Annotated in this window: 5 protein-coding genes; 2 read left to right on the top strand and 3 right to left on the bottom strand. The window is 65.0% G+C overall.

Going from position 1 to position 4226, the window contains the following annotated elements:
- The first annotated feature begins 210 nt into the window (after window positions 1-210).
- On the top strand, window positions 211-783 hold the full coding sequence (locus tag KAZ48_11085) for a two pore domain potassium channel family protein (GenBank protein ID MBP7973332.1): 573 nt from the start codon (window positions 211-213) through the stop codon (window positions 781-783).
- Here the strand turns inward: KAZ48_11085 and KAZ48_11080 are convergent, their stop codons facing one another.
- Together KAZ48_11080 and KAZ48_11075 are read right to left on the bottom strand one after the other, a co-directional pair.
- Window positions 784-1392: a peptidoglycan-binding protein gene (locus tag KAZ48_11080; GenBank protein ID MBP7973331.1), complete on the bottom strand. Its 609-nt coding sequence runs from the start codon at window positions 1390-1392 to the stop codon at window positions 784-786.
- A gap of 60 nt (window positions 1393-1452) precedes the next feature.
- Window positions 1453-2805 carry a DUF445 domain-containing protein gene (locus KAZ48_11075; GenBank protein ID MBP7973330.1) on the bottom strand — a complete coding sequence of 451 codons (1353 nt, stop codon included), beginning with the start codon at window positions 2803-2805 and terminating at the stop codon, window positions 1453-1455.
- A 74-nt stretch (window positions 2806-2879) separates the two neighbouring features.
- Here KAZ48_11075 and KAZ48_11070 point away from each other — a divergent pair, with 74 nt between their 5' ends.
- Window positions 2880-3611, top strand: coding sequence for a hemolysin III family protein (locus KAZ48_11070; protein MBP7973329.1), 732 nt, complete (start codon window positions 2880-2882; stop codon window positions 3609-3611).
- 33 nt (window positions 3612-3644) lie between these two features.
- Here the strand turns inward: KAZ48_11070 and KAZ48_11065 are convergent.
- The coding region (locus KAZ48_11065) for a hypothetical protein (GenBank protein ID MBP7973328.1) at window positions 3645-4226 on the bottom strand (582 nt) is incomplete at its 5' end.

The raw sequence follows: 4226 nt of genomic DNA, 5'->3' as shown, positions 1-4226 counted from the left end.
AGCTCATCGGCCATCTCTCGGCTGCCTTCGGAGAACGAATAGACGTATTTCGGTGCGGCATTGCTCTCGGACATGAAACACACTCCAGTCAGACCGGTCAGTTCCTGCTCCCCCAACCGTAGCCCCCACCGGTACCCCTGGGGGTAGAGGCCAAGGTCACCACCATGCCTCCGCGCGCATTAGCCACCCGAACGCAGCACAATCAATCGCGTGGCAATGCCTGCGATCTCCGAAGTCGGCAAACGGCGTCTGCTGATGACCGGCCTGAGAATGGCAACGGCCACCGTGCTGTTGCTAGTGATCTACGCTGTCGCACCGATCGGCAACCACCCCAACGAATCGATCATCGTGCGCCTGACGATCGCACTGTTCATCTTCGCGGCGGTTTTGGCGTGGGAGCTTCGGGCGATCGTGACCCACAACTTCCCGCAACTTCGGGCCCTCAGCGCGCTAGCCGTCATCCTGCCGCTGTTCCTGGTCACGTTCGCCTGGATCTACTTGACGGCATCGATTTCACAGCCGGATCTGTTCAACGTTCCGCTGACCCGAACGAGCGCCTTCTACTTCACCGTGACGGTGTTCACCACCGTTGGCTTCGGCGACATCACCCCAAAGTCGAGCCTCGGCCAGATGGTGGTGACTGTGCAGATGCTGCTCAATCTCGCACTCATCGCTGTGGGCATCAGAGCGATTTTCGGTGCTGCCTCCGTCGGCGAGGCTCGGCGACAAGACCAGCCGACAGGCTCCGAACCGAAGCCCGGCGGCGGGGTGGCCTCCGGGTAATCAGCAGCGGTTCGGCCCATTGGTATGAAGTTGCTCGCTCATTTTCTGCCAGGTCTGCTGGTCGACCTTCTTGCTCGCCGACAGTCCGTTGTCGGTCTGGAATTGACCAACAGCCTCCTTGACCATCAGGTTGTAACTGCCGTCGACGGTGAGTGGGCCACCGGTGAACGCCTGGTAGCCAAGTTGGTTCAGACCCCACTGCAGCGCCCGAACGTTCGAGCCGGTGACGCCATCGGTAATAACGACACCACCGGGAAGTGACGGGCTGCACGCCATCGCGCGTTGCGCGGCGACCTTGGGCTTGTCGGCTGGCTGCGTCCGCACCGGCGTCGGTGACGGGACGGGTGTGTCGGCAGTCTTACTGGGCTTGGGCTTGGTGGTCGGGGTGACCGACGCCCGCGTCGCAGTCGGCGTGGGAGCCACGGGCACCGGCGTGCCGGTGTCGAAGGTGCTGCTCGCACTGGGCTCGCCCGAACTGTCGCTGGCCGACGAGCAACCTGCCGTCACCAGGGCGCTCACGGCGACCACGACACCTGCGGCGATGACGCTGCGGCGGACTGACTTGCGGCCGCGCGACATACGCTCCCCATTCCCCAATCGGTGATTCATGGGTGAACCATAGTTCGTGACATGCAAATGGAGGGCGCACTGCGGGCAGTTTCGCACTCGTTAACCGAGCACCACCACCGCGAACGTATAGATCACCAGCCCCGCGAGCGAGCCCACAACGGTGCCATTGATGCGGATGAACTGCAGGTCCCGGCCGACTTGGAGCTCGATTCGACGGGATGCCTCGCTGGCATCCCAGCGGGCCACCGTGTCGGAGATGATGGTCGCGAATTCGGTGCCGTAGCGCTCGGTCACATAGACCGCGCCGCGCTCGATCCTGGCGTCCACTCGGCCTCGCAAGTCCGGATCCTCGACGAGTCGATCCGCGATGTCGGCCACAATCGCATCCGCCCGGCGCCGCAGATCACTGGCTGGATCGCGCAGCGCCTCAAGCAGGAGCCGCTTGGTCGCCGGCCACAGCGACGCGACGACTCGGTGGACCTCGCCACTGTCGAGCAGACGTTGTTTCAGTTGCTCAACGCGCTCGATCATCGTCGGATCCTCCCGAAGTTCCTGTGCCAACGACGCCAGCCATGAGTCGATGGCCACCCTGGTTCGGGAGTTGGGATCGCTGTAGGCGTCCTCGGCCCAGCGCAGCAACTCCGTGTGCGCCTTGCGGCCGACGGCCTCGTGTACTGATCGGGCCAACGCGATGCCCTGCGCAGGTCCCCGCTCGGCGACAATCGCCGTGATGAGGTCGCCGTGGTCGCGCACCCAGTCCCGGACCACCCGCAGGAACGCGTCGATCGCGGGCACATGCGCGCGGTCTTCCATGACCGCATCGAGCAGCGCCCCCGCCGGCGGCGCCCAGGTGATGGCGCCAGCCTGCCGGAAGACCATGTTGCGGATGAGCAGGGCGATGTCCTCGTCGTTGAGCGACTCGATGCCCGCTTCTGCCGCCTCACTCAACTCGCAAATCACGAAGTCCCGGTGGGCGTCGTCCTGCAGGTAGCGACCGATCCGGACGGCCGGTTGGGACGACGCGACCTTGGCGCGAACCGTGGACTCGGTCAGGAAGTTGGTCTGGATGAAGTCGCCGAGGGAGTCGCCAATTTGATCCTTCTTGGTTGCGATCAGGTTGGTGTGCGGAATGGGCAGCCCGAGCGGGCGGCGGAAGAGCGCGGTCACCGCGAACCAGTCGGCCAGGCCACCGACCATGCCGGCCTCCGACGCTGCCCGAACAAAGCCCCAGACTGCGGCGTCGCTGCGTTGTTGCATCGTCCAGGCCAACACGAAGCTCGCCGCAGCCAGGAGTAGCAGGGCCAATGGGACGGCCTTCATTCGGCGCAGCGCCCGTTGGCGTTCCTGGTCGGCGGGGCTCAGGGACATGCCGGAACTGCTGGCTCGGTCCGGGGCGGTGGCATCGGACCCAGTCGGCTCAGGGGCGGCGGTATCAGTAGTGGGTGCGTTCACCGACGTCACGGTAGCGGCGGTCCGCCGTGCGACGTGGCCTCGACACCTACGGCTGCGTAACCTACGCTGTCGTAATGGCTACTGGCTCGGGGAGACCCGCGAGCAACGCAGCGCGCTACACATCTGCGCCAGCCGAGACCTCGCCCGCGACGGCGCTGATCGAGCTCATCAAGCCGAAGATGCGGGGCTGGCTGCACCTCGGGGCCGCTCCGACGGCTGCGCTCGCGGGGCTGCTTTTGATCATTCTCGCTCCGGCCCGGCTACGCATTCCGATTACGGTTTATGCCGCGTCGACGGTTTTGCTCTTCACCATCTCCGCGACTTACCACCGGGTGAACTGGAACCCCAGGGCACGAGCCATCATGCAGCGCGTCGACCACTCGGCGATCTTTGTGCTGATTGCTGGCTCATTCACGGCTGTGGCGGCCTCAATGGTCACCGGAAATTCGGGCATGGTCATGCTGACGGCTGCCTGGGTCGCAGCCGCGATCGGCATCCTGGGCCGACTGTTCTGGGTCAATGCACCCCGCTGGTTGTTCGTTCCTGCCTACATTCTGTTCGGTGTGAGCGCGGTCTTCTACGCTCCGGCAATCATCCACAACGGCGGCGTGGCGGCATTCATCCTCATCGTGGTCGGCGGCGTCCTCTACATCGCTGGCGCAGTGATCTTCGCGCTGAAACGGCCGGACCCGAGCCCGCGGCTGTTCGGCTTCCACGAGGTCTTCCACTCGTTCACGCTCGGTGGGTACATCAGCCACTACGTGGCCGTACTCCTCGCCGTGACCGGCGCAACTGTCTTGAGCTAGCCGCCCCGCGAGTAGATCGGCGCCGCAGCCTGACTACGACCCAGGTGGTCCAGTCGGCTTGGCCGGGCGATCAGTCAGCTCCTCGGCGGCCTCCTCGGCGTACGAGTCCTCCAACTCAGCCGCCTCCGCGTCGGCTTCCTCCCTGGTCTTGGCGTCGAGTTTGTGGACGGCTCCGGGGAGGTGTTCGGCTGGTGGAACCGCTGGCGCCTTCGACGGTGGAGTGATTTTGGGCAGCATGCTCACCACGACCACACCGGCGACGAACACCATCAACGCACTGACCAGTGACGTGATGTGCGAGGCGGTCAGGAACGAGTCGTAAGCACTAGCGATGGCCTGGTCGGCGATCGGCTTGGGCAGTCCGGCCGCCGCCGCGCGGTTGAATACCTCAACAGCGCCGCCCACTGACTCGGATGCGGTGTTCTTGGCCGCGTCCGGGAACGCCGCTGGCAGTTGGTCCAGCGTGGGCTTCATCAGTGACGCGAACCGCGTACCGAGGATCGTTGAGATGACCGCGACTCCGAGCGCGCCGAAGACCTGGCGGACGGTGTTCTGCACTGCCGAGCCCGCACCGGCCCGGGCCAGTGGCAGCACGTTCTGCATCACGGTCGAAGC

This window comes from Candidatus Nanopelagicales bacterium (assembly GCA_018003655.1).
GTDB lineage: Bacteria > Actinomycetota > Actinomycetes > S36-B12 > UBA10799 > JAGNDY01.
Note: the sequence above shows the minus strand (reverse complement) of the source record. Positions and strands in the feature narration are given on the sequence as shown.

Coding starts and splice junctions, on each gene's coding strand:
- KAZ48_11080 (MBP7973331.1), bottom strand. CDS start 1,392: ATGAATCACCGATTGGGGAATGGGGAGCGTATGTCGCGCGGCCGCAAG.
- KAZ48_11070 (MBP7973329.1), top strand. CDS start 2,880: ATGGCTACTGGCTCGGGGAGACCCGCGAGCAACGCAGCGCGCTACACA.